22 protein-coding genes and 1 other annotated feature are annotated in these 24,612 nt (G+C 55.0%); of the genes, 5 read left to right on the forward strand and 17 right to left on the reverse strand.

Features of this window, described 5'->3' with window-relative positions:
- Nucleotides 1-75: 75 nt before the first annotated feature.
- From lspA to ribF, 3 genes are read right to left on the reverse strand one after another with little or no spacing between them, the layout of a single operon-like run.
- The gene (gene lspA / locus LDK53_RS08735; protein ID WP_025758031.1) at nt 76-576 is read right to left on the reverse strand and encodes a signal peptidase II; all 501 of its coding nucleotides are present in this window, start codon (nt 574-576) and stop codon (nt 76-78) included.
- Entirely contained in the window at nt 576-3,392 is a 2,817-nt protein-coding gene (gene ileS / locus LDK53_RS08740; protein ID WP_225285528.1) for an isoleucine--tRNA ligase, read from the reverse strand. Before ileS ends, lspA begins: the two co-directional genes overlap by 1 nt.
- A 45-nt stretch (nt 3,393-3,437) precedes the next feature.
- Complete coding sequence (ribF, locus tag LDK53_RS08745) at nt 3,438-4,364, reverse strand: bifunctional riboflavin kinase/FAD synthetase (protein ID WP_025758033.1); 927 nt, start codon at nt 4,362-4,364, stop codon at nt 3,438-3,440.
- A 327-nt stretch (nt 4,365-4,691) separates the two neighbouring features.
- Here ribF and rpsT point away from each other — a divergent pair, with 327 nt between their 5' ends.
- Nucleotides 4,692-4,955 (forward strand): 30S ribosomal protein S20, encoded by a 264-nt coding sequence (rpsT, locus tag LDK53_RS08755; protein ID WP_003856458.1) that lies wholly within the window; start codon nt 4,692-4,694, stop codon nt 4,953-4,955.
- Nucleotides 4,956-5,012: 57 nt separating this feature from the next.
- On the opposite strand, the gene nhaR is transcribed toward rpsT, so the two are convergent.
- The 4 genes from nhaR to dnaK all read right to left on the reverse strand — a co-directional run bounded on the left by nhaR (nt 5,013) and on the right by dnaK (nt 10,463).
- Nucleotides 5,013-5,912 (reverse strand): transcriptional activator NhaR, encoded by a 900-nt coding sequence (nhaR, locus tag LDK53_RS08760; RefSeq protein WP_225285531.1) that lies wholly within the window; start codon nt 5,910-5,912, stop codon nt 5,013-5,015.
- A gap of 58 nt (nt 5,913-5,970) precedes the next feature.
- Entirely contained in the window at nt 5,971-7,146 is a 1,176-nt protein-coding gene (nhaA, locus tag LDK53_RS08765; protein ID WP_047957725.1) for a Na+/H+ antiporter NhaA, read from the reverse strand.
- A gap of 170 nt (nt 7,147-7,316) precedes the next feature.
- Nucleotides 7,317-8,462 (reverse strand): molecular chaperone DnaJ, encoded by a 1,146-nt coding sequence (gene dnaJ, locus LDK53_RS08770; RefSeq protein WP_014830600.1) that lies wholly within the window; start codon nt 8,460-8,462, stop codon nt 7,317-7,319.
- 87 nt (nt 8,463-8,549) lie between these two features.
- Nucleotides 8,550-10,463, reverse strand: coding sequence for a molecular chaperone DnaK (gene dnaK, locus LDK53_RS08775; protein WP_045284820.1), 1,914 nt, complete (start codon nt 10,461-10,463; stop codon nt 8,550-8,552).
- 296 nt (nt 10,464-10,759) lie between these two features.
- Here dnaK and satP point away from each other — a divergent pair, with 296 nt between their 5' ends.
- Nucleotides 10,760-11,326, forward strand: coding sequence for an acetate uptake transporter (gene satP / locus LDK53_RS08780; protein WP_025758037.1), 567 nt, complete (start codon nt 10,760-10,762; stop codon nt 11,324-11,326).
- Here satP and LDK53_RS08785 read toward each other — a convergent pair.
- The 3 genes from LDK53_RS08785 to tal all read right to left on the reverse strand — a co-directional run bounded on the left by LDK53_RS08785 (nt 11,303) and on the right by tal (nt 14,399).
- The gene (locus tag LDK53_RS08785) at nt 11,303-12,625 is read right to left on the reverse strand and encodes an MFS transporter (RefSeq protein WP_225285533.1); all 1,323 of its coding nucleotides are present in this window, start codon (nt 12,623-12,625) and stop codon (nt 11,303-11,305) included. The two genes, satP and LDK53_RS08785, sit on opposite strands and share 24 nt — an antisense overlap.
- Nucleotides 12,626-12,747: 122 nt before the next feature.
- On the reverse strand, nt 12,748-13,335 hold the full coding sequence (mog, locus tag LDK53_RS08790; protein WP_025758039.1) for a molybdopterin adenylyltransferase: 588 nt from the start codon (nt 13,333-13,335) through the stop codon (nt 12,748-12,750).
- 110 nt (nt 13,336-13,445) lie between these two features.
- Complete coding sequence (tal, locus tag LDK53_RS08795) at nt 13,446-14,399, reverse strand: transaldolase (protein WP_025758040.1); 954 nt, start codon at nt 14,397-14,399, stop codon at nt 13,446-13,448.
- A gap of 262 nt (nt 14,400-14,661) precedes the next feature.
- Between tal and LDK53_RS08800 the strand changes: the two genes are divergently transcribed.
- Nucleotides 14,662-16,092, forward strand: a complete 1,431-nt coding sequence (locus LDK53_RS08800; RefSeq protein WP_225285536.1) for an alanine/glycine:cation symporter family protein — start codon at nt 14,662-14,664, stop codon at nt 16,090-16,092.
- A gap of 66 nt (nt 16,093-16,158) precedes the next feature.
- Nucleotides 16,159-16,932, forward strand: a complete 774-nt coding sequence (gene yaaA, locus LDK53_RS08805; RefSeq protein WP_025758042.1) for a peroxide stress protein YaaA — start codon at nt 16,159-16,161, stop codon at nt 16,930-16,932.
- A gap of 32 nt (nt 16,933-16,964) precedes the next feature.
- Here yaaA and LDK53_RS08810 read toward each other — a convergent pair whose 3' ends face one another.
- The 7 genes from LDK53_RS08810 to yjjY all read right to left on the reverse strand — a co-directional run bounded on the left by LDK53_RS08810 (nt 16,965) and on the right by yjjY (nt 23,776).
- Nucleotides 16,965-17,261 (reverse strand): DUF2502 domain-containing protein, encoded by a 297-nt coding sequence (locus LDK53_RS08810; protein ID WP_025758043.1) that lies wholly within the window; start codon nt 17,259-17,261, stop codon nt 16,965-16,967.
- 244 nt (nt 17,262-17,505) lie between these two features.
- Complete coding sequence (thrC, locus tag LDK53_RS08815) at nt 17,506-18,792, reverse strand: threonine synthase (RefSeq protein WP_025758044.1); 1,287 nt, start codon at nt 18,790-18,792, stop codon at nt 17,506-17,508.
- Nucleotides 18,793-18,795: 3 nt separating this feature from the next.
- Nucleotides 18,796-19,725: a homoserine kinase gene (gene thrB, locus LDK53_RS08820; RefSeq protein ID WP_047957721.1), complete on the reverse strand. Its 930-nt coding sequence runs from the start codon at nt 19,723-19,725 to the stop codon at nt 18,796-18,798.
- Nucleotide 19,726: 1 nt separating this feature from the next.
- Nucleotides 19,727-22,189 (reverse strand): bifunctional aspartate kinase/homoserine dehydrogenase I, encoded by a 2,463-nt coding sequence (thrA, locus tag LDK53_RS08825; RefSeq protein WP_225285538.1) that lies wholly within the window; start codon nt 22,187-22,189, stop codon nt 19,727-19,729.
- Between the two features lie 24 nt (nt 22,190-22,213).
- Nucleotides 22,214-22,331 (reverse strand) — a sequence feature (Thr leader region).
- Complete coding sequence (gene thrL / locus LDK53_RS08830) at nt 22,270-22,338, reverse strand: thr operon leader peptide (protein WP_015572623.1); 69 nt, start codon at nt 22,336-22,338, stop codon at nt 22,270-22,272. (Overlaps the previous feature by 62 nt.)
- Nucleotides 22,339-22,549: 211 nt before the next feature.
- Nucleotides 22,550-23,236, reverse strand: coding sequence for a tRNA/rRNA methyltransferase (locus tag LDK53_RS08835; protein ID WP_025758046.1), 687 nt, complete (start codon nt 23,234-23,236; stop codon nt 22,550-22,552).
- 399 nt (nt 23,237-23,635) lie between these two features.
- Nucleotides 23,636-23,776, reverse strand: a complete 141-nt coding sequence (yjjY, locus tag LDK53_RS08840) for a protein YjjY (protein ID WP_085928893.1) — start codon at nt 23,774-23,776, stop codon at nt 23,636-23,638.
- 95 nt (nt 23,777-23,871) lie between these two features.
- On the opposite strand from yjjY, the gene arcA reads away from it, so the two are divergent.
- Nucleotides 23,872-24,588 (forward strand): two-component system response regulator ArcA, encoded by a 717-nt coding sequence (arcA, locus tag LDK53_RS08845; RefSeq protein WP_003856501.1) that lies wholly within the window; start codon nt 23,872-23,874, stop codon nt 24,586-24,588.
- The last annotated feature ends 24 nt before the right edge of the window (nt 24,589-24,612 follow it).

A 24,612-nucleotide genomic window follows, 5' to 3' on the forward strand; every position in this document is an offset into this window, starting at 1 on the left:
GCTTCGCTTACCCGGCCTACAAGTGTCGGCATATTCGGTAGGCCGGGATCGCTACGCGTCACCCGGCTGGTTTTGTTACGCCTGCTCTTTCGCGGTCGGTTTCGGTAAGAAACCTTCCAGCACGATTAACGCCGCACCGATACAAATTGCGCTGTCGGCGAGGTTAAAGGTCGCGAAGTGCCAGTCGCCGACGTAGAAGTCGATCATATCGACCACAAAGCCGTGCCACAGGCGGTCAAACAGGTTACCTAACGCGCCGCCAATAATCAGCGCGTAGGCGATGTTGTTCAGCTTTTGCGTCGCTTTCGAACGGTACATCAGCAGCGTTAGCACCACACAGATACCGATTGCAATACCTGCAAAGAACCAGCGCTGCCAGCCACCGCTGTCAGCAAGGAAACTAAACGCCGCACCATAGTTACGTGCGTAGTGCAGGTTAAGCGACGGGAACAGCGAAACCGTATCCCCCAGCGCAAAATTCTGGAGGATCAGGAATTTGCTGCCCAGATCAATAATCAGCACCACCACAACCAGCCATAGCCAGCGCAGTCCCGTTGAACAGAGAGTTTTACTCATCAGGCAAACTTACGTTTTTCGCCGTCACCGGCGACGTTGCTTACACAGCGTCCGCAGATGTCTGCGTGTTCCGCCACCTGGCCAACATCGGTAGTGTAATGCCAGCAACGCGGGCATTTCTCACCGTCGGCTTTGCTCAGCGCGACTTTCAGTCCCTTGAGCAGTTCGCTCTGCTGAGCATCAGCAGTAGCTTTGGCATAATCCGCAACTTGCGCGCCTGAGGTCAACAGGACAAATCGCAATTCATCGCCCAGCGCCGTCAGTTTCGCCGCCAGCTCAGGTTCGGCGTACAGGGTCACTGCCGCTTCCAGAGAGCCACCGACTTTCTTGTCAGCACGCGCTTGCTCAATCACCTTGTTCACTTCACCACGCACTTTCAGCAGCTCGTCCCAGAAGGCATCGTTCATCGCTTCGGTGCTGGAGAGGTCGAACAGACCTTCGTACCACTCGCCGGTGAAGACATACTTCTCACGGTCGCCTGGCAGATAACCCCAGATTTCATCCGCGGTGAAGGACATGATCGGTGCCATCCAGCGCACCAGCGCTTCTGCGATGTGGAACAACGCGGTCTGGCAGCTACGACGCGCCACGCTGTCCGCTTTCGCGGTGTACTGACGGTCTTTGATGATGTCGAGGTAGAACGAACCCATCTCGATGGAGCAGAAGCGCATCAGGCGCTGCACCACTTCATGGAAGTCGTAAGATTCATAGGCTTTCAGGATATCTTCCTGCGCCGCTTTCGCGCAGCCTACCGCCCAGCGGTCCAGCACCACCATCTCTTCCGGTTTCACCATGTCTTTAGCCGGATCAAACCCGTTCAGGTTCGCCAGCAGGAAGCGCGCGGTGTTACGGATACGACGATAGCTGTCGGCGGCACGTTTCAGGATCTCGTCAGACACCGCCATTTCGCCGGTGTAGTCGGTGGAAGCCACCCACAGACGCAGAATGTCTGCGCCCAGCTTGTTCATCACATCCTGCGGAGACACGGTGTTGCCGATAGATTTGGACATCTTACGGCCCTGACCATCCACGGTGAAGCCGTGGGTGAGTACCTGACGGTAAGGCGCTTTTCCTTTCATGGCGGTGGAGATCATCAGGGATGACATGAACCAGCCGCGGTGTTGGTCAGAACCTTCCAGATACATATCGGCGGCGTGACCGGCAAACTCAGGACGCACGTCAACCACGGAAGAGTGAGTGGATCCGGAGTCGAACCATACATCCAGGGTATCCGGCACTTTCTCGTAGTTGTCGGCGTCAGCGCCCAGGATGTCGCGGGCGTCGAGATCCCACCATGCCTGAATGCCGTCAACTTCGACGCGCTTCGCCACTTCTTCCATCAGTTCCAGGGTGTTCGGATGCAGTTCCTGCGTCTCTTTATGCACGAACAGCGACATCGGCACACCCCAGGTACGCTGACGGGAGATACACCAGTCAGGGCGGTTAGCAACCATAGATTCGATACGCGCCTGGCCCCAGTCTGGGATCCACTGCACGCCTTTGATCTCTTTCAGAGACTGCGCGCGCAGGCCTTTCTGATCCATGCTGATGAACCATTGTGGGGTCGCACGGAAGATGATCGGCGTCTTGTGACGCCAGCAGCACGGATAGCTGTGCTGCATTTTCTCAACGTGCAGCAGTGCGCCGCTGGTGCGCAGCATATCAACGATAATGTCGTTAGCTTTAAAGACGTTGATACCGTCCAGCGCCGGGTAAGTGCCAGGCAGGTAAGAACCGTCCGGCCCCACCGGGTTAGCGATTTCCAGACCGTACTTCAGGCTGATGTTGTAGTCGTCAGGACCGTGGCCACCGGCGGTATGGACCGCACCGGTACCGGCTTCCAGCGTGACGTGGTCGCCCAGGATCGCTGGCACATCAAAGTCCAGGAACGGGTGTTTAAAGCGCATCAGCTCAAGCGCGTCGCCTTTCACGGTGCCCAGCACGGTGTAGTCGGTGATATTCGCGCGTTTCAGCACGCTCTCGACCAGATCTTTTGCCAGGATAACCGCCTGACCGTCAACCTGCACCAGCGCGTAGTCGAACTCACCGGACAGGGAGATCGCACGGTTTGCTGGCAGGGTCCACGGGGTAGTGGTCCAGATCACCAGTGAAATCGGGCCATTAACGGAGGAGACGCCAAATTTGGCTTTCACCGCATCCTGATCAACGGCGTGGAACGCCACATCGATAGACGGAGAGGTTTTGTCGTAATACTCCACTTCCGCTTCTGCCAGCGCAGAACGGCAATCCACACACCAGTGTACAGGCTTAGCGCCTTTGTGCAGGTGGCCATTACCGATGATTTTGCCCAGCGCACGGATGATGTTGGCTTCGGTTTTGAAGTCCATGGTCAGGTACGGGTGCGACCAGTCGCCCAGCACGCCCAGACGGATGAAATCCGCGCGCTGACCTTCAACCTGCGTAGCGGCGTATTCGCGGCATTTCGCACGGAACTCAGCGGCGGTGAATTTCTCACCTGGCTTACCGAATTCCTGCTCCACTTTCAGTTCGATTGGCAGACCGTGGCAGTCCCAGCCCGGAACGTATGGCGAGTCATATCCCGCGAGGCCTTTCGACTTCACGATAATGTCTTTCAGAATCTTGTTAACCGAGTGACCAATATGAATGCTGCCATTCGCATAGGGAGGGCCATCATGCAGAATGAAGGTTTTTTTGCCTTTTTTGGCTGCACGAATGATGCCGTACAGGTCATCATCAGTCCAACGCGCCAGCATTCCCGGTTCACGCTTGGCGAGATCGCCGCGCATCGGGAACCCTGTTTCCGGCAAATTCAGGGTTGATTTATAGTCACTCATCAGATTCTCGGTTCCGTATTTATCACGTAGGCAGTTAAGCCGGTTCTAAAGCCCAAAAAACTCGCGGGCCGTCAATTCATCTCGCGCAATTTGCGCTTTGAGTTCATCCAGCGAACCAAATCGCTGCTCGTTGCGTATTTTTTTACGCAGTATCACATCTATATGGCGACCATAAAGGTCCATTACAACGTCCAGCAGGTGCACTTCCAGCTGTTGACGCACACCGGCGACGGTCGGACGCGTGCCAATGTTGGCAACACCGTAAAACGGCTTATCGCCCAGTCCCGCCACTTCCACCGCATAGACCCCTTTGACCGGGGAAACCTGACGGCGTAGCGGTATATTCGCCGTCGGGAAACCAATGGTGCGTCCGAGCGCATCGCCATGGACGACGCGACCGGAGATAGTGAACGGATGCCCAAGCAGGGTTTCTGCCGTCCCCAGTTCATCATCGGCCAGCGCCTGACGTACCGCCGTGCTGCTGACGCGAACGCCGCCTTCACAGAAGGTCATCGCACTGGTGACGTCAAAACCGTACTCCAGACCAGCCTTCTGTAATAGCAAGAAATCGCCCTGACGACCAGCGCCAAAGCGGAAATCATCCCCCACGGCCAGAAACTGCACGCCAAGACGTTCAACCAGCAGGTCGCTGACGAAATTTTGTGCTGTCAGCGCGGCAAAGCGACGATCGAAACGTACGCACAAAACGTAGTCCACGCCGGACTCGGCCAGATAGCGCAACTTCTCGCGCAGGCGAGTGAGACGGGCGGGAGATTTATCGCCCGCAAACAGCTCCAGCGGCTGTGGTTCGAAAATCATCACTACCACGGGCAGGCCACGGGCCTCCCCTTCTTTACGCAATCCCTGCAACAGCGCCTGATGACCACGATGCACGCCGTCGAAATTACCAATGGTCAGCACGCACCCGTGCGGTGCTCTGCTGAGATTATGTATGCCGCGTATCAGCTTCATGTCTGGCTCAAAACAGTGAAAATCGCCAAAGTATACCTTGTACAGCGGTCAAGGTTAACCGGCGATTGTTCGCGCAAAACAGAAAGCCGTAATGATTTCATCAGGCTGACCTTTCACAGCGAAAAAATCTGCTCCTGAACTGCGATTTTTATGCCGAAAGGCTGTATTCAGAGAAGACAAGCTGGTAGAATCCTGCGCCATCACTACGTAACGTAGCGTCGCTAATTAACGGCGCTTATTTGCACAAATCCATTGACAAAAGAAGGCAAAGAGGGCATATTCCTCGGCCTTTGAATTGTCCACATAGATCATATTTGGGAGTTGGACTTGGCTAATATCAAATCAGCTAAGAAACGTGCCGTTCAGTCTGAAAAGGCTCGTAAGCACAACGCAAGCCGTCGCTCTATGATGCGTACTTTCATCAAGAAAGTATACGCAGCAATCGAAGCTGGCGACAAAGCTGCAGCGCAGAACGCATTTAACGAAATGCAACCAATCGTGGATCGTCAGGCTGCTAAAGGTCTGATCCACAAAAACAAAGCAGCGCGTCATAAAGCAAACCTGACCGCGCAGATCAACAAACTGGCTTAATTGCCGCTTGTTGTTGCTTGTTTAAAGAACCCGCTTAACGCGGGTTTTTTTATGCCTTCAGATTGCCGGTGGCGTAAACAGCGCCGAGTAGTCGCGGTTACAGATACGCTGCACCGCCGGGTGCTGAATCATCCTTTCGGCAAAAATCGCGTGATACTCTTCCATTACGTTATCGACCCGACCAATCTCCATAATCTTGCTATCTGAATAGAGATCGTGCGCATAGAGCGTCGGTGCAACGAAGATCGCATTGTGCGCTTCGCCAAAGGCTTTCATCAGCGCCGCATCGTCGAACTCACCGAGGATTTCGACATTCAGCCCCTGAGAGTTAAACCAGTTCAGCAACTTGCGTCCCAGCATGGAACGTCTTCCTGGCACCAGCAAGCGACGCTCTTCCAGGCAGGCCGGGAAGGGTTTTTCCGGCGGCGGGTTAATACACCAGAAGCTCACGCCGCATTCACCAATCTTCACCGAAAACAGCCCTTCCTGCTGCGTGGAGTCGATCGGACAATCCGAGATGATCATGTCCAGCTTGTGCTGGCTCAGCTGTTCCAGCAGCATCTCGTGGGTGGATTCAAAACAGCGCAGATGGATTTGCTCATCTTCGACCACAGCCGCATCCAGCACGCCGCTCACCAGTCGTTTTGACAGCGCGTCCGCCACGCCAACATCAAAGAGCAGGTTCGACTCTTTGCGGTAGTTGACGATATCCAGCATCTCCTGGCTCAGGGTGAACATTTTGTCCGCGTAGCGGAAAACCAGCTCACCCAGCTCGCTGGGTTCAATTCCGCGTCCCTTACGCTTGAACAGCTTACCCTGCAGACGTTCTTCCAGCGCCTTGATCTGCCCGGTGATGGTTTGCGGCGTCAGGTAAAGCGCCTCTGCCGCCCCGACCACCGAGCCCTGTTTATAGACATGCCAGAAGTAGTAAAGATGGTTGTAATTCAAATGAGACATCGCGTCTTCTCTCCCTGAGTGCCTGTCGGGAGAAGGTTACCCTCCTCCCGGTTTTCCGTTATGCCTGGACGGCCTGTCCGGACAACTTCACCTTCAACAAGGTGTAACCAATCACCGCGGCCAGTAATGACCCGATGAGAATGCCGAGTTTCGCCCAGACGATAAGCTCAGGTGCATGCGCACCAAACGCCAGCGTCGAGATAAAAATCGACATCGTAAAGCCTATCCCGCACAGCACGCCGACGGCCATGATCTGCGTAAACGTGGTGCCGTGCGGCAATGATGCCAGCTTAAGCTTCGTCGCCAGCCAGCAGAACAGGCTAATGCCCAGCGGCTTGCCGATAAACAACCCGGCGATGATACCCAGCGGCAGCACGGAGGTCAGCCCGTCCAGCGTCACGCCGCCAAGGGACACTCCCGCGTTAGCAAATGCAAACAGAGGCAGGATCATAAAGGCGACCCAGGGGTGCAGCACATGCTCCAGCTGCTTCGCAGGTGATTTACCCTCCTGCGGTTTAAGCGGCACGAAGAAGCCGACGATCACTCCTGCCAGCGTGGCATGCACGCCCGATTTCAGAACCGCAGTCCACAGCACCATCCCCACGAGGATATAGATACCGATGCGACGAACATTCAAGATGTTCAGCAGCGCCAGAACCGCAATCGCCCCTGCAGCCACGCTCAAAGACAGAATCGACAGATCGCTTGTGTAAAACAGCGCGATAATCACAATTGCGCCCAGGTCGTCGATGATCGCCAGCGCCATCAGGAAGATTTTCAGGGCAACCGGAACGCGGCTTCCCAGTAAGGCCAGCACCCCGAGTGCAAAGGCGATATCCGTTGCCGCCGGGATCGCCCAGCCGTGACGTGCAACCGGATCCTGCCAGGTAAACGCGAGGAAGAGCAGCGCCGGAACCACCATCCCACCGAGCGCGGCAATGACCGGGAACGCCGCTCGCTGGCGACTGGCAAGCGAACCCAGTACCAGCTCCCGCTTAACCTCAAGCCCGACAAGCAGGAAGAACACCGCCATGAGCGCATCGTTGATCCACAGCAGCATATTCTTGTGGATTTCCAGCGCCCCAACCTTCAGCTCGACGGGCGTTTCCAGAAAAGCATGATACAGATCGCGGGTAAATCCGACGTTTGCCAGCACCATCGCGGCCGCGGCAGCCAAAATCAGGATCACGCCCCCGGATGCTTCGCTACTAAAAAAACGGTGTAGTAATTTCACTTTAATTCTCTCTTATACGGCAATACCTCGATAAAACCATAATACCAAGCCCTATAGCTCGGCAAAAACAGATTAATATTGAGTATTGATTCAGTTTAACCGAACAATACCGATAAACAAAAAAGCCCGGAATCTCTTCCGGGCTTTTGCGAATACCTGCGACAAACAGATTAGCGGGTCAAATCATCGAAGAATTTTTTGACGCCATCGAAGAAGCTTTTGGAGCGTGGGCTGTTTTTCTCACCCGTCGGGCCACCAAAGCTCTCCTGCAACTCTTTCAGCAGCTGTTTCTGCTTATCGTTCAGGCCAACCGGTGTTTCCACAACGACGCGGCACAGCAGGTCACCCTGTGCGCCCCCGCGAACGGATTTAACGCCTTTACCGCGCATGCGGAACAGCTTACCGGTCTGGGTTTCGCCAGGAATTTTCAGGTTCACGCGGCCATCCAGCGTCGGGACTTCAATTTCGCCACCGAGAGCAGCCATCGCGAAGTTGATCGGCACTTCACAGTACAGGTTATTGCCTTCGCGCTCGAAGATAGCGTGCTGCTTGACCTGCACCTGAACGTACAGATCGCCCGCCGGTGCGCCGTGTTCGCCAGCTTCGCCTTCGCCAGCCAGACGGATGCGGTCGCCCGTATCGACCCCAGCCGGGATTTTAACGGACAGGGTTTTGGTTTTCTCAACGCGACCGTGACCATGGCATTTGGTGCAGGGATCTTTGATCAGCGTACCGCGACCATGGCAGTGCGGACAGGCCTGCTGCACCGCGAAGAACCCCTGACGCATCTGTACCTGGCCAGAACCGTGACAGGTTGGACAGGTCTGCGGCTGAGTGCCCGCTTTCGCGCCGCTGCCGTGGCAGACGTCACACTCTTCCAGCGTTGGAATACGGATCTCTTTAGTGACACCGCGAACGGCCTCTTCCAGCGTCAGCTCCATGTTGTAGCGCAGGTCCGCGCCACGCGCCGCGCGCTGACGTCCACGACCACCGCCGAAGATGTCGCCAAACACATCGCCAAAGATATCGCTGAAATCAGCGCCGCCGCCAAAGCCGCCGCCGCCGAATCCACCGCCGCCCATGCCGCCCTGTTCAAAGGCTGCGTGACCGTACTGGTCATAGGCTGCACGTTTTTGTGCATCGGTCAGGACTTCGTAGGCTTCTTTGATCTCTTTAAATTTGGCTTCAGCCTCTTTGTCACCCTGATTACGGTCCGGGTGGAATTTCATGGCCAGGCGCTTATACGCCTTTTTGATTTCACGCTCTTCCGCAGTTTTCGGAACGCCTAAAATCTCGTAATAGTCTTGCTTTGCCATTGGTTTTTTTAAGCCCCTTAACATGCGAGCACGGGCGTGGAGAATTCTCCTACGCCCGTGCCGATTAATTACCCTGCATCAGGGCGATTATTTTTTATCTTTAACTTCTTCGAACTCAGCGTCGACAACGTCGTCGTCTTTCGCGTTGTTCGCTGAAGCGTCAGCACCTGCCTGCTGTTGCGCGTGCTGCTGCTGAGCGATTTCCATCAGCTTCTGAGAAGCCTGAGCCAGTTCCTGCATCTTCGCTTCGATGTCCGCTTTATCTTCACCTTTCAGTGAGGATTCCAGCGCACTCAGTGCAGCGTCGATAGCCGTTTTGTCTTCCGCTGGCAGTTTATCGCCTGCTTCTTCAACCTGCTTACGGGTGCTGTGCAGCAGATGGTCGCCCTGGTTACGGGTCTGAACCAGCTCTTCGAACTTACGGTCAGATTCCGCGTTAGCTTCCGCTTCACGAACCATTTTCTGGATCTCTTCCTCGTTCAGACCGGAAGAGGCCTTGATGGTGATCTTCTGCTCTTTACCGCTGTTTTTGTCTTTCGCAGACACGTGCAGAATACCGTCAGCATCGATGTCGAAGGTGACTTCGATCTGAGGCATACCGCGCGGCGCCGGGTTGATACCGTCCAGGTTGAACTGACCCAGAGATTTGTTATCAGATGCGCGCTTACGTTCACCCTGCAGCACATGGATGGTTACCGCAGACTGGTTGTCTTCGGCGGTAGAGAATACCTGGCTGTGCTTGGTTGGGATAGTGGTGTTTTTGTTGATGAGCGCAGTCATCACACCGCCCATGGTTTCGATACCCAGAGACAGCGGGGTAACGTCCAGCAGCAGTACATCTTTCACTTCACCGGTCAGTACGCCACCCTGAACCGCAGCACCGATAGCAACCGCTTCGTCCGGGTTAACGTCTTTACGTGGCTCTTTACCAAAGAACTCCGCCACTTTCTTCTGAACCATTGGCATACGGGTCTGGCCGCCAACGAGGATAACGTCGTTGATGTCAGACACGGACAGGCCAGCGTCCTGCAGCGCTACTTTCAGCGGCTCGATAGAACGGTTCACCAGGTCTTCTACCAGGCTTTCCAGTTTCGCACGGGTCACTTTGATGTTCATGTGTTTAGGACCGGTCGCGTCTGCAGTGATGTACGGCAGGTTCACGTCGGTCTGCTGAGCGGAAGACAGTTCGATCTTCGCTTTCTCAGCGGCTTCTTTCAGGCGCTGCATAGCCAGCGGGTCATTACGCAGGTCAATGCCCTGATCTTTCTTAAACTCGTCAACGAGGTAGTTGATCAGACGGGTATCGAAGTCTTCACCACCCAGGTGAGTATCACCGTTGGTTGCCAGAACTTCGAAGGTTTTTTCGCCGTCAACGTCGTCGATTTCGATAATAGAGATATCGAAGGTACCACCACCCAGGTCGTAAACCGCGATAGTACGGTTGCCGACTTCTTTATCCAGACCGTAAGCCAGTGCAGCCGCGGTAGGTTCGTTGATGATACGTTTGACTTCCAGACCTGCGATACGGCCAGCATCTTTGGTTGCCTGACGCTGAGCATCGTTGAAGTAAGCAGGTACGGTGATAACAGCTTCGGTTACCGGCTCACCCAAGTAATCTTCAGCCGTTTTCTTCATTTTTTTCAGCACTTCAGCAGAGATCTGCGGTGGTGCAGTTTTGGTGCCTTTCACATCAAGCCACGCATCGCCATTGTCTGCCGCGATGATTTTGTAAGGCATGATAGAAACGTCACGCTGAACTTCTTCGTCCTGGAAGCGGCGGCCGATCAGGCGTTTAATCGCAAACAGGGTGTTTTGCGGGTTTGTCACTGCCTGACGTTTAGCCGGCTGACCAACCAGAGTTTCACCATCCTGGGTATAAGCAATGATAGAAGGCGTGGTGCGATCGCCCTCGGCGTTCTCCAGCACACGTGCAGTAGTGCCATCCATAATCGCTACACAAGAGTTGGTCGTACCCAGGTCGATACCAATAATTTTACCCATCTAAACGTCTCCACTAAAAATTCAGTCAACATGTGGTTGTGTACCTGTAATAAGGGCAGATCGTGCTTTTTCAACTGCCCAGATTTGGTTTTTTTCAGGTCCACACACTGCGGTTGACTACAAGATGGGGTCGCTGAGACATCCATCAAGGGGGAATGATAAAAAAAATTTTAATTTCACCCTGATGAGATCATAGACGCCATCGATTGCGCCCATTATGATGCCGCGCCCCGTCAGGGAGAACTGACGCGGGTTTAACCATTTCACCATTTTAATGATGATTTTTTTGAGGACTTATGGGCAACACTAAGTTGGCTAATCCGGCTCCGCTGGGCCTGATGGGTTTTGGCATGACCACTATTCTGCTGAACCTGCACAATATCGGGATGTTCCCGATGGATGGCATCATCCTGGCGATGGGCATTTTTTACGGCGGTATCGCGCAAATCTTCGCGGGCCTGCTGGAATATAAGAAAGGTAACACCTTCGGCTTAACCGCCTTCACCTCTTACGGTTCGTTCTGGCTGACCCTGGTCGCCATTCTGCTGCTGCCTAAAATGGGTATGGCAGAGGCGGCAAACGCCCACTTCCTGGGCGTCTACCTGGGCCTGTGGGGCGTTTTCACCCTGTTTATGTTCTTCGGTACTCTGAAAGGCAACCGCATGCTGCAGTTCGTTTTCCTGAGCCTGACCGTGCTGTTCGCCCTGCTGGCGATTGGCCACCTGGTGGATAACGAAGGCATCGTTCACGTTGCCGGCTGGATTGGTCTGGTTTGCGGCGCAAGCGCTATCTACCTGGCAATGGGTGAAGTGCTGAACGAACAGTTTGATCGCACCGTTTTACCGATTGGTGAAAAACACTGATCCTTCTGTCGTGCCCGCCTCGCGGGCACGACATCCCCACGCCTGACGAAGCCACATCCCCAGTACCAGTCCCATCACCGAAAGTGCAAGAACATACCAGGCGGGCGCCATCGGTGACACGCCCATCAGCACGGTAACCGCAATCGGCGTCAGTCCGCCAAAAATGGCATACGACACGTTGTAAGAAAATGAGATCCCGGTGAAGCGAACCTCTGGCGGGAACGCACGCACCATCACATAGGGCACCGCGCCGACAACGCCCACACACAGCCCGACCACGCCGTACAGCAGGAACAGCTGTTCAGGATGACTGCCTGCAAGGTGGTAAAACGCCCAGCTGGAGGCGGCCAGTAACAGGCTACCGACGATAAAGGTGATGCTGGCACCGAAACGATCCGCCGCCAGCCCGGCGGCCAGACAGCCAAAACAGAGCATAATGGTTGCGATACTGTTCGCCTGTAACGTCACGGCTGGCGCGAAACCATACTGTTTCTGCAGCCAGACCGGCGACATTAATATCACCACCACAATCCCTGCTGAAAGCAGCCAGGTGAGCAGCATCGACACCACCACCGCTTTTTTATGGCGTACCACGACGGCTTTCACCGGCAGCTCCTGCGCCAGCGCCTTACGCTGCTGCATCTCGAGGAATATTGGCGTTTCCTGCAGCCAGCGACGCAGATACATCGCCACCAGACCAAACGCCCCACCCAGCAGGAACGGCACACGCCAGCCCCAGTCGTGAACGGCCTGCTGCGTCATGCTGGTGTTTACAATGGTCGCGACCACCGACCCCAGCAAGATCCCGACGGTCAGACCCGCCGTTAAGGTTCCACAGGCGATACCCATCCGCCGCGCCGGAACATGCTCCGCCACAAACACCCAGGCTCCCGGAACCTCACCACCAATGGCTGCCCCCTGCAGCACGCGCATCAGTAACAGCAGCAATGGCGCGAGTATGCCCATCGAGGCATAGGTGGGCAACAGACCAATGGCCAGCGTGGGTACCGCCATCAGCAGAATGCTGAGGGTAAACATCTTTTTACGGCCAACCAGATCGCCAAAGTGGGCCATGATAATGCCGCCCAGCGGACGCGCCAGGTACCCGGCAGCAAAAATGCCGAAGGTTTGTACCTGACGCAGCCACTCGGGGATATCCGCCGGGAAGAAGAGTTCCCCCACCACGGCGGCGAAGAAGACGAAGATGATAAAATCGTAAAACTCCAGCGCGCCGCCTAAGGCCGCGAGCGTAAGGGTTTTATAGTCCTGTCGATTCAGAGGTCGGGTGTTATGTGACATAGCGAACCCTTTAGCTTTAGTTGTGGATTTATTTTTACAGCAATCGTAAAGAAAAAATTACTATACCGTAAAACCTTTACCACGCCATCGCCGCTTCAGCTAATGTCACATAATCATTATTTTCAGGAGATTGTTTCGCGACGCGCGCTTTTAGGACGAAATGCTGCTACCACTTTCTCATCGGTTTCCACATAAGGACCGTCAAGCAGCTGTATACAATACGGTACACTGGCGAAAATGCCCTGCACGATGACGTTACCGTCGTCCGATTTCAGCCCTTCCAGCGTCTCTTTGATCGACTTCGGCTGGCCAGGCAGGTTCAGAATCAACGCCTGTTTGCGGATTACGCCCACCTGACGGGAGAGAATGGCCGTCGGGACAAAGTGTAGACTGATCTGCCGCATCTGTTCGCCAAAGCCCGGCATTTCACGATCGGCGATAGCCAGCGTCGCGTCTGGCGTCACATCACGACGCGCAGGACCGGTTCCGCCGGTGGTCAGCACGAGGTGGCAGCTCATCTCATCCACCAGCTCACAAAGCGTCTGCTCAATGATTGGCTGTTCGTCAGGGATCAGGCGGGTCTGGATTTCAAACGGGGTGGTCAGCGCGTTGCCAAGCCACTCTTCAAGCGCAGGGATGCCTTTATCCTGATAAACACCACTGGAGGCGCGGTCAGAAATCGACACCAGGCCGATGCGTAAGGTATTCATATTCATTCCATTCAAAAGTACTGATTAAAGGGAATGATACACGCAGAGGAAAATTTCAGACAGAGTACGTAAGAAGTCGCGTGGCCGGGGAACCCAGCCACGCGGAATGATTACAGCAGGTCGCCGATCATTTTTTCCAGTTTTTCCTGGTCGATAGCAAACTTACGGATACCGTCCGCCAGTTTGTCTACCGCCATTGGATCCTGGTTGTGCTGCCACAGGAACTCGGACTCAGTGATGCGCTCCGGACGTGCTTTCACTTCACCGGTGTAAGACAGTTTACGCTCCAGGGTACCTTCGCTTTCAGCCAGCTCTTTCAGCAGTGCAGGCGCGATGGTCAGGCGGTCACAGCCAGCCAGCTCAATGATTTCGCCGACGTTACGGAAGCTTGCGCCCATAACGACAGTCTCATAGCCGTGCTGCTTGTAGTATTCGTAGATTTCAGTCACGGAAATCACGCCTGGATCTTCAGACGCCGCGTACTCTTTCTTATCGGTGTTGGCTTTGTACCAGTCAAGAATACGGCCCACGAACGGAGAAATCAGGTACACACCGGCTTCGGCACATGCACGCGCCTGCGCGAAGGAGAAGAGCAGAGTCAGGTTACAGTTGATACCGTCTTTTTCCAGCTGCTCTGCCGCACGGATGCCCTGCCAGGTCGAAGCCAGTTTGATCAGGATACGATCGTTGCTGATGCCCGCATCGTTGTACATTTTGATCAGGCGTTTTGCTTTCGCGATAGACGCTTCGGTGTCGTAGGACAGACGCGCATCCACTTCGGTAGAGATACGGCCAGGCACCAACTTCAGAATTTCCAGACCGATGTTTACGGCCAGTTTGTCAGTGGCATCCACAACCTGCTGCGCGCGGTCGTTGCTCTGCGCTTTCGCCCAGGTCACAGCGTCGTCAATCAGTTTGCGATACTCAGGGATCTGTGCGGCGTTAAGGATCAGAGAAGGGTTAGTTGTGGCATCCTGCGGCTGGTACAGCTTCATTGCCGCGATATCTCCGGTGTCAGCTACGACAGTGGTGAACTGACGAAGGGAGGTCAATTTATCCGTCATGATAGTGTTTCTCTTTTAACGTGCCCTGGATAATTCACGCTACCGACAGCATGCCTGCAGCGGAAAAATGACAGGTTTACTTGTTAGGGGGATGTAACCGGTCTGCCCTGATGATAACACGACAGAGGGGTAGCGCAACCGCAGACAGTGCGCTTAGGCAGAGTATGATAAACTCGGAATATTAACAGCCTGCTAAGCAACAGCATGCTCAATCAGTGGTAGCGCTTACATATTCACTTTGGCATCAACAAGAGGGACGTTAATGCCTGATTTCTTTTTCTTTATTAACGAAGTCCTGTGGGGTTCGATAATGATTTACCTGCTTCTGGGAGCAGGTATATGGTTTACGCTACGCAGCGGGTTTATCCAGTTTCGCTATATCCGCAAGTTTGGCAGAAGTCTGAAAAACAGCGTCACGCCCCAGCCGGGTGGATTAACCTCGTTCCAGGCACTCTGCACCAGCCTTGCGGCACGCCTCGGTAGCGGAAATCTGGCGGGGGTGGCGCTGGCTATCAGCGCCGGCGGGCCAGGCGCAGTGTTCTGGATGTGGGTGACGGCGTTGCTCGGTATGGCCACCGCTTTTGCCGAAAGCGCGCTCGCACAACTCTACAAAGAGAAAGATAAAAACGGTCAGTTCCGCGGAGGCCCTGCCTGGTACATGGCGCGTGGCCTGGGGATGCGCTGGATGGGCGTCCTGTTCTCGCTTTTTTTACTGCTCGCTTACGGTCTTATCTTTAACACCGTCCAGGCTAACTCGGTCGCCCATGCCCTGCGCTATGCCTTCGCGTGTCCGGAGTGGGTCGCCGGTAGCGTTTTAGCCCTCGTCGTTCTGCTCACCCTTTCTGCCGGTCTTAAAGGCATCGCCCGCCTGATGCAATGGCTGGTTCCTCTCATCGCGCTGATCTGGATCGCCGCGAGCCTGCTCGTCGCGGCACTGCATCTCGATCAGGTGCCGGGCGTCATAATGACCATCGTTAAAAGCGCCTTTGGCTGGCGTGAGGTCGCATCCGGCGCGCTGGGCTACACCTTCAGTCAGGCGCTGATGGCGGGTTTTCAGCGCGGCATGTTTTCCAATGAAGCCGGTATGGGGTCAACACCCAATGCAGCCGCAGCCGCGGCTTCGTGGCCGCCGCACCCGGCCGCACAAGGCATTGTGCAGATGATTGGCGTCTTTACCGATACCATCATTATCTGTTCCGCCAGCGCCATGATTTTGCTGCTGGCAGGCCCTGTCTCACATTCGTCGGGAACGGCCGGAATACAGCTTCTCCAGCAGGCGCTTGTGAACCTCACCGGCGGCTGGGGAGCGGGGTTTGTCTCGCTCATTCTGCTGCTGTTTGCCTTCAGTTCGATCGTGGTAAATTACCTCTACGCCGAAAACAACCTTATTTTCCTGAAGTTTGACTCCCGCGCCGCCATCGGCACGCTTCGCCTGGGCGTGATACTGATGGTGGTAGCAGGCTCCCTGCTCAGCATGCCGCTGGTCTGGCAACTGGCTGATATCATCATGGCGCTGATGGCGATCACTAACCTCACGGCGATCCTGCTGCTCTCGCCCGTAGTGACCCTGATTGCGAAAGACTACCTTCGTCAGCGTAAATTGGGTGTGCCACCGGTCTTTGATCCCGCGCGTTATCCGGATATCAAAGCGCAACTTGCCCCCGGCACGTGGGATGATTTGCCGCGGCAATAACAGCTATCGATCAATTCAGGGCGATTTTTTGCTAAAGTCGCTCTAAATTTCCTGCAAGGACTGGATATGCTGATTCTGATTTCACCTGCAAAAACGCTCGACTACCAGAGCCCGCTCGCCACTGAGCGCTATACCCAGCCTGAATTGCTGGACTATTCCCAACAGCTGATTCACGAAGCGCGCAAGCTCTCCGCGCCGCAAATCGCCTCGCTGATGAGCATCAGCGACAAGCTGGCAGATCTTAACGCAACCCGTTTTCACGAGTGGCACCCGGATTTCACCCCCGCTAACGCCCGCCAGGCCATTCTGGCATTTAAAGGCGATGTCTATACCGGCCTGCAGGCGGAAGATTTTAGCGAAGCTGATTTCGATTTTGCCCAGCAGCATCTGCGCATGCTGTCGGGTCTGTATGGCGTACTGCGTCCGCTGGATTTGATGCAACCGTACCGTCTGGAGATGGGCATTCGCCTGGAAAATGCCAAAGGCAAAGACCTGTACCATTTCTGGGGCGATATCATCACCGACAAGCTGAATGCGGCGCTGCGCGCTCAGGGCGATAACGTGGTGATTAACCTGGCGTCGGATGAATACTACAAGTCAGTGAAACCGAAAAAACTGGATGCGGAAATCATCAAGCCGGTATTCCTCGACGAGAAGAACGGTAAGTTCAAAGTGATCAGCTTCTACGCCAAGAAAGCGCGCGGCCTGATGAGCCGTTACATTATCCAGAACCGCCTGACGAAGCCGGAGCAGCTAACCGCCTTCAATAGCGAAGGCTATTTCTTTGATGAGGCCTCATCAGGGAAAGGTGAACTGGTGTTTAAGCGCCACGAGCAGTAAAACAGAACCCCGCCAGCTGGCGGGGTTCTGCATTAAGGGTGTTTCCAGTCCGGGCCCGGACGATGATCGTCATGGCGACGATCGTCATGATGGTGGTCACGCTCGCGATGTTCATCGTGGGGACGCCAGTGGTTATCGCGCCAGTCATAATGCGCCTTCCACCAGTCATGATCGCGCCAGCGACCGCCATCCCAGTAGTGGCCGTTATTATCCCGATCGCCAATCTGCAGTTTGACCGCCGGAACCAGAGTAATTTCGGATGCCTGTACCGCCATGGGAGCGACCAGCATCAGTGAAAGCGCAATCAGCGCAGGTTTCAGTTTTGACATCGGTGACTCCTTATTCTCTATGCCCGACATGGGCCGATGTAAGGAGATTACGCGAGGGGAACGGGGGATGTTATTCTCTGCAATCCTAAACGCTAAGTGACCGCATTTATTGGGAATTTCTGCTTTTTCCCTGCTATTTTTCTCCTTAATTTCTTCACAAAAAAGCCGGGTGGCGCTGCGCTTACCCGGCCTACGTTATGAGCTGTTGTAGGTCGGGTAAGGCGTAGCCGCCACCCGACAAAAATCACGCGCGAGCCATCATCAGCTTACGCAGCGCGGCAAAATCCGCCGGCAGCTCATGGGACAGCAGCGGCAGGTCAGCACGCTCGGCCAGCTCTTTCGGCAGCGGCAGCGTTTCGCCGAGGATCGCTTCCACGCTCTCTTTGAACTTAGCCGGATGCGCGGTGCCCAGGAACAGGCCATATTCACCCGGATTCAGCTGGTCGCGTAGCGCACGGTAAGCAATCGCCGCGTGCGGTTCAGAAGTGTATCCGACCGCTTTTAACTCACGCATGGTGGATTTAGTCGTGTCATCCGTCACCGCCGCGTAGCCCAGGTCACCCAGACGCCAGATCTTACGGCGGAACAGCTCTTCCACGCGCGGCCAGTTGTTCGGCTGGGAAACATCCATCGCGTTGGAGAGCGTCGCCTGCGTCGCGTTTGGTGCCCATTTGCCGTCTTTCAGGAAGCGCGGCACGGTATCATTGGCATTGGTGGCGGCGATAAAGCGTTTCACCGGCAGCCCCAGTGATTTCGCCAGCAGACCTGCCGTCAGATCGCCGAAGTTACCGCTCGGCACAGAAATCACCAGCTGGTTGCGGGCTTCCTGCGGCAGTTGCGCCACCGCTTCGAAGTAGTAGCAGATCTGCGCCAGCAGACGGCTGATGTTGATGGAGTTGGCGGAGTTCAGACCCAGCGCCACCTTCAGCTCTTCGTCGTCGAAGGCCTGCTTAACCAGCGCCTGGCAGGCATCGAAGTCACCGTCGATCGCCACGGTTTCAATGTTGCCGCCGAGGGTACAGAACAGTTTTTCCTGCAGCGGACTGATTTTGCCTTTCGGATAGAGGATCACCACGCGGACGTTTTTCAGGCCGTAGAAGGCATGGGCGACCGCCGCGCCGGTATCGCCGGAAGTTGCCGTCAGGATGGTTACCGGTTTGTCGCCGCTGATGTGGGTCAGCATCTGCGCCATAAAGCGGCCGCCGAAGTCTTTAAACGCCAGGGTTGGGCCGTGGAACAGCTCCAGGCAACCGACGTCAGGCTCAACCTGCTGAACCGGTGCCGGGAACGCGAACGCCGTACGCACGCGTTCTTCCAGCAGCTCCTGCGGAATTTCGTCGCCGATAAACGCCGACAGAATTTTGGTGCTGCGGGTGACAAAGTCCAGCTTCAGCAGTTCATCAATCTCGGTCAGCTGAAATTCCGGCAGGTCATGCGGAAAGAACAGCCCCTGATTTTTGCCCAGTCCCTGCGTTACAGCCTGCGCGAAGCTGACCTGTTCGTTATGATCTTTAAGATTGTAGAGTTTCATTAATTATCCCAGTACTCGTGCGCCAGCCGTGTCCAGACGGCAAATATGAACAAAGCCTTCCTGATTTTGCAGGTAGTGTTTAGAGAGCCAGTCCGCCACGCGCTGCGCAGTGTCTGGCTTATCGCATAAGGCAAACAGCGTCGGGCCGGAGCCGGAGATGCCGCATGCCTGCGCGCCAATATCCATTGATGCCTGTCGCGCCTCGTTAAAGCCAGGCAGCAGCTTTGTGCGATACGGCTCGGCAATAACGTCTTTCATCAGTTTCGCCGCCAGCTGTGGCTGACGGGTGTAGCAGGCGTGGATAAAGCCCGCCAGATGACGCCCGTGGGCGATACAATCCTGACGACGATACTGCGCGGGCAGGATCGCACGCGCTTCGGCCGTAGACACTTTGATGCCCGGATAGGCCAGCACCCACAGCCACTCATCAAACCCTGGCACCTGCTGACTAATGATGCCATTTTCTTCGATCATCAGCTGCATGCCGCCGAGGAAGCACGGTGCAACGTTGTCATAGTGAATGCTGCCGGAGATACGGCCTTCCAGCTCGCCCATTAGCCCCAACAGACGGCTATTGTTGAGGGGCTTACCGCAGTGCTCGTTCATCGCCACCAGGGCAGCCACCACGGAACAGGCGCTGGAGCCCAGCCCGGAGCCAATCGGCATACTTTTTTCCAGCGTCATGGCGACCGGCACGTTTTTACCGATCTCCTGACAGAAGCGCTCCCAGCACTGATAGACGATATTCTCGCGTGGCTCCGACGGCAGCTTGCTGGCAAAACGCCCTACGTTATTCAGGCTGAAGCTTTCTGCCGCTTCAACCGTCACCGTGTCGCCCAACAGCGAACCGTCTACCGGCGTAACCGCCGCACCCAGCACATCAAATCCGACGCTCATATTGGCGCTGGAAGCCGGGGCATAAACTTTGACCATGTTAAACTCCTAACTTCCATGACAGGGTACGCAGCAGATCGGCAAACACACCCGCCGCTGTAACATCGTTCCCTGCGCCATAACCGCGAAGCACCAGCGGCAATGGCTGATAATAGTGGCTGTAAAACGCGAGGGCGTTTTCGCCGTTTTTGACTTTGTACAGCGGATCGTTGCCGTCAACTTCGGCAATTTTCACCCGACACACGCCATCTTCTTCAATGTTGCCAACATAGCGCAATACCTTACCTTCATCACGGGCTTTCGCAACGCGGGCGGCAAAAACGTCGTCAAGCTGCGGCAGCCTGGCCATAAAGGTGCCGACATCACCGCTGCTGTCAAATTCTACCGGCAGTACCGGTTCAATCACGATATCAGCAAGCTCAAGCTCGCGGCCCGTTTCACGCGCCAGGATCAGCAGCTTGCGCGCCACGTCCATACCGGAAAGATCGTCGCGCGGATCCGGCTCGGTGTAGCCCAGCTCACGGGCGGCGCGGGTCGCTTCCGACAGGCTCATGCCTTCGTCCAGTTTGCCGAAGATAAACGACAGCGAGCCGGAGAGAATGCCGGAGAATCGCTGCAGCTCGTCACCCGCGTTCAGCAGGTTCTGCAGGTTCTCAATCACCGGCAGGCCTGCCCCGACGTTGGTGTCGTAGAGGAACTTGCGGCGCGACTTGCTCGCCGCCAGACGCAGCTGGTGGTAGTAATCCATCGACGAGGTGTTGGCCTTTTTGTTCGGCGTGACCACGTGGAAACCTTCACGCAGGAAGTCCGCGTACTGATCGGCAACGGCCTGGTTTGACGTACAGTCAACAATCACCGGGTTAAGCAGGTGATACTCTTTTACCAGACGGATCAGGCGGCCCAGGTTGAACGGCTCTTTTGCCTCCTTCATCTCGGCCTGCCAGTTTTCCAGATTCAGACCGTGAACGTTGGTCAGCAGCGCTTTTGAGTTGGCAATCCCGCAGACGCGCAGATCGATATGCTTCTTCTTCAGCCACGCCTGCTGACGCTTCACCTGCTCCAGCAGTGCACCGCCCACGCCTCCGACGCCGATCAGGAACAGCTCAATGACCTGATCGGTGTTGAACAGCATCTGGTGAACCACGCGAACGCCGGTGGTGGCATCGTCGTTATCCACCACCACGGAAATAGAGCGCTCTGACGAGCCCTGGGCGATCGCCACGATATTGATATTAGCCCGCGCCAGCGCGGCAAAGAATTTGGCAGAGATACCGCGCAGGGTGCGCATGCCGTCGCCCACCACGGAGATGATCGCCAGACGCTCCTGAATCGCGAGCGGCTCCAGCAGCTCTTCTTTCAGCTCCAGATAGAACTCTTCCTCCAGCGCGCGGCGGGCGCGCAGGCAGTCAGCCTGCGGCACGCAGAAGCTGATGCTGTATTCGGAAGAGGACTGGGTGATCAGCACCACAGAGATACCGTTGCGGGACATGGCCGCAAACACGCGGGCGGCCATGCCGACCATCCCTTTCATCCCCGGACCGGAGACGCTGAACATCGCCATGTTGTTCAGGTTAGAGATACCTTTCACCGGCAGACCGTCTTCATCGGTGCTGGCGCCAATCAGTGTACCCGGCGCTTGCGGGTTACCGGTGTTTTTAATCAGGCATGGGATCTGGAACTGGGCAATCGGGGAAATGGTACGCGGGTGAAGGACTTTAGCGCCGAAATAGGAGAGCTCCATCGCCTCCTGGTACGACATCGACTTCAGCAACCTGGCGTCCGGTACCTGGCGCGGGTCGCAGGTGTACACGCCGTCGACGTCAGTCCAGATTTCACAACAGTCCGCGCGTAAACAGGCGGCCAGTACGGCGGCGGAGTAGTCAGAGCCGTTACGGCCCAGCACCACCAGCTCGCCCTTCTCGTTCCCGGCGGTGAAACCGGCCATCAGGATCATATGGTCAGACGGAATTTTGCTGGCGGCGATACGGCGGGTTGATTCGGCAATATCAACGGTGGATTCGAGGTAGTGGCCCACCGCCAGCAGTTTTTCAACCGGATCGATCACGGTCACGTTGTGGCCACGCGCTTCCAGCAGGCCGGCCATGATGGCAATCGACAGTTTTTCACCGCGGCAGATCAGCGCCGCGTTAATGCTGTCCGGGCACTGTCCCAGCAGGCTAATACCGTGCAGCACATGCTTAATTTGCGCGAATTCCTGCTCCACAAAAGACTTAAGCTGTGCCAGCGGGAAGCCCGGTTGTGCCTCAGCCAGCCCCTGCAGCAGCTCAGCGAAGATCCGCTCGGCATCGCTGATGTTCGGGAGTGCATCCTGGCCACCGATGGTCTTTTCAATCATTGCCACCAGATGGTTCGTGATTTTTGCCGGGGCAGAGAGCACGGTCGCAACCTGCCCCTGCCTGGCGTTGCTCTCCAGGATATCGGCAACACGCAGAAAACGTTCTGCATTTGCCACTGATGTACCGCCGAACTTCAACACTCGCATGGTTCTACCTCGTTTCCTTTAGCCGAAAAAAAAGCCCGCACTGTTCAGGTGCGGGCTTTTTTCTGTTTTTCCTGTACGCGTCAGCCCGCATCGTTACCTGTGGTAATGATGATGGTTGTGGTAATGGTGGTGATGCTGATGCGTTTCATGGATGTTGTGTACTCTGTCATTATTATCTGTCTGTGCTGTATTCTTTTAGGGTTAAAGGATCGGGACCCTTAAGTCAATGGATTTTTAATTTGATCACATTTCAGAAGACTCTCACGTCCCGCTGCAGGCAGATTTATTTTCATCCGATTCCCCCAGATGCAACCCTTTGCAACAGACTTATCCGCCATAGTAAAAACTTATGGCAGCATTTTACTCGGCCAATTTTTTTTCAATATCGTGCAGCAAACGATGTAACATTGCGGTGTCCCGCTGCTCAAGACGCCCAAGACGCTGCTGCAGCCAGTCCGCCATTTTGCGATCGTCCGCTACCCCTAACCGGGATAACAGATGCTCAACGCGTGTGCGCAGCGCAGCCAGCTGGTTTTCATTTGCCCCTTCCGCCTGAGGCTGGGGAATTTGTATTAGGGAGGCTAATTGATAGCAGTAGACCATGACCGCCTGCCCTAAATTCAGGGAGGGATAATCAGCCACCATGGGTGCCCCCGTTAGCACGTCAGCGAGTTCCAGCTCTTCGTTTGTTAATCCGGAATCCTCACGACCAAATACCAGCGCCGCTCTCTCCAGCCACTGGCTTTTCTCACTCAGCATCGGCACCAGCTCCGCGGGCGTAGCGTAATAGTGGAACTTCGCCCGGCTGCGCGCCGTGGTGGCAACGGTAAAGGAGATGTCGTGCAACGCCGCGGCAAGCGTGTCGTAAGTGGTTATATTATCAAGAATATCGCCGGATCCATGTGCCACCCAACGCGCCGCAGGCTCCAGGTGGGCGGTGCTGTCCACAATACGTAAATCGGTAAAACCCATGGTCTTCATGGCGCGCGCGGCAGCACCAATATTTTCTGCTCTGGCTGGGGCGACCAGTACAATCGACAGATGCATTTATGCTCTCTTTTTAATCGGTTAGCGGGTAGAAATGTGATGCGCTTCAACATATTACGCAGCGCGAATTTACAAAATTGCAACACAAATCACCGAAATAGCGTTTCATAACAAATTAAAAACGCTAAACTATTCCTTGTCTGAACAATCAGTTAGAATGTTAACAGAACACTATTATCCCTATGTTTTATAATGATAATAGCGTTATGAATACCCTATTCTGATTGGATTCGCTTCGTTTATAAATCAATGACCGCAACTAGTTGGTTTATTGAAAAATTGTGACAAAGGCTAGCATTCCGCTACGATGATTTCATCAAACTGTTAACGTGCTACAATTGAACTTGATATATGTCAACGAAGCGTAGTTTTATTGGGTGTCTGGTGTCACTTAGCCTGTTATGTTGCTGTTAAAATGGTTAGGATGACAGCCGTTTTTGACACTGTCGGGTCCAAAGGGAAAGTACCCAAGACCAAGCTAATGATGTTGTTGACGTTGATGGAAAGTGCATCAAGAACGCAATTACGTACTTTAGTCACGTTAAGCCGATCATGTTAATTTGCGACATGCATCAGGCAGGTCAGGGACTTTTGTACTTCCTGTTTCGATTTAGTTGGCAATTTAGGTAGCAAACATGCAGACCCCGCACATTCTTATCGTTGAAGACGAGTTGGTAACACGCAACACGTTGAAGAGCATTTTCGAAGCAGAAGGCTACGATGTCTTTGAAGCGACCGATGGCGCAGAGATGCATCAGATCCTTTCTGAAAATGATATCAACCTGGTGATCATGGACATTAACCTGCCGGGCAAAAACGGTCTTCTTCTGGCGCGCGAACTGCGTGAGCAGGCGAACGTCGCGTTGATGTTCCTGACGGGCCGTGACAACGAAGTTGATAAAATTCTTGGCCTGGAAATCGGTGCGGATGACTACATCACCAAACCGTTTAATCCTCGCGAGTTAACCATTCGTGCACGCAACCTGCTGTCCCGCACCATGAATCTGGGTACGGTCAGCGAAGAGCGTCGTAGCGTTGATAGCTACAAATTCAACGGCTGGGAACTTGATATCAATAGCCGTTCGCTGATTAGCCCTAACGGTGAGCAGTATAAACTGCCGCGCAGTGAATTCCGCGCGATGCTGCACTTCTGCGAAAACCCGGGCAAAATTCAGTCCCGTGCAGAGCTGCTGAAGAAAATGACCGGCCGTGAGCTGAAACCGCACGACCGTACCGTAGACGTGACCATCCGTCGTATTCGTAAACATTTCGAATCTACGCCTGATACGCCGGAAATCATCGCCACGATCCACGGCGAAGGGTACCGTTTCTGTGGTGACCTGCAGGAGTAATCCCGCAGTTAACGCATGAAAAAA

It is taken from the genome of Enterobacter sp. K16B (assembly GCF_020216105.1).
In the GTDB taxonomy this organism is placed as follows: domain Bacteria; phylum Pseudomonadota; class Gammaproteobacteria; order Enterobacterales; family Enterobacteriaceae; genus Enterobacter; species Enterobacter sichuanensis.